Below are 1,520 nucleotides of genomic sequence, written 5' to 3' on the forward strand. Positions count from 1 at the left end.
GGCAGGGCCTTGCGGTCGAGCTTGCCGTTCGCCGTCAGCGGCAACGCCTCCAGCGCCACCACCGCCGCCGGCACCATGTACTCCGGCAACCGCGCCGCCGCGTACCCCAGCACCGCCTCCTCGGCCCCGTCCCCAGCCGGAACGACGTAGGCCACCAGCCGAGCGTCACCGGGAACGTCCTCGCGGGCGATCACCGCCGCCTGGGCCACCAGCGGATGCGCCGACAGCACCGCCGCCACCTCGCCCGGCTCGACCCGGTATCCACGGATCTTCACCTGATCGTCGGTCCGGCCGAGGTACTCCAGGTTTCCATCGGCGTTCCAGCGGGCGAGGTCGCCGCTGCGGTACATCCGCTCACCCACCTCGAACGGGCAGGCCACAAAACGCTCCGCCGTCAGCCCCGGCCGGCCCACATAACCGCGCGCCACCTGAGCACCCGCGATATACAACTCACCCGCCACCCCAGGAGGCACCGGACGCAACCACTCATCCAGCACGAACAACCGGCAATTAGCAATCGGCCGCCCAATCGGCACCGACTCCCCCACCTCAGACCCAGCCTCATAAACACAACACCCGACCACCGTCTCCGTAGGACCGTACTCATTCACGATCACCGACCCCGGAGACCGCTCCAGCCACGACCGCACCACCGCACCCGACAAGGCCTCCCCACCCACCACCCAGGTCCGCGCCACATCCACCGGCACCGACTCCGCCAGCAAACTCAGATGCGCCGGAACCACCTTCACCAGACCCAAACCCGGCGACAACACCTCCGACAACCCCTCAACACCACCCTGCTCGCTAACCACCACCGCAGCACCCGACACCAACGGCACCCACAAACTCGTCACCGACAAGTCGAACGCCACCGACGAATGCAACGGCACACCCCCACCCACCCCATAAGCCCCCGAAGCCCACGCCACATAATTCGCCAACCCCGCCTGCGTGACCGCCACACCCTTCGGCCGACCCGTAGAACCCGACGTGTAAATCACATAAGCAACCTGATCACCACACAACTCCCTAGCAGGCCGCACCGCCGGCACCCCAGCCAGCCGCAACCCCATCAGAACGTCATCCACCACCAGCACCCGCCCACGCCCCGCCGGCAACTCATCCGCAACCTCACCACTGGTCACCATCAACGCCGCACCACAATCCGCCAGCATGAACGCCACCCGCTCCACCGGCTGACCCGGATCAACCGGCACAAAACCCGCCCCCGCCTTCCACACCGCAAGCAACGCCACCACCAAATCCACCCCACGCCCGAGACACACCCCCACCAAAGACTCCGCCCCCACCCCCTCACCGATCAGCACATGCGCCAACCGATTCGCCCGCTCCTCCACCTCCCCATACGAAACCTCCACACCACCCACAGAGACCGCCACCGCACCCGGATCCTGACCCTCGAACAACTCCACCACCGACAACCCACCAAGATCAACAGCAGTGTCGTTCCACTCCTCCACCACCCGCCGCCACTCACCCACATCAAGCACATCCAC

General features: G+C 66.6%; 1 protein-coding gene. It reads right to left on the bottom strand.

Translation table 11 applies throughout. The features are described from left to right. The coding region (locus tag ABFX54_RS56525; protein WP_346115598.1) for a non-ribosomal peptide synthetase at window positions 1-1,520 on the bottom strand (1,520 nt) is incomplete at both ends.

Origin of the sequence: Nonomuraea maheshkhaliensis (assembly GCF_039529435.1) — a bacterium.
Taxonomy (GTDB): domain Bacteria; phylum Actinomycetota; class Actinomycetes; order Streptosporangiales; family Streptosporangiaceae; genus Nonomuraea; species Nonomuraea maheshkhaliensis.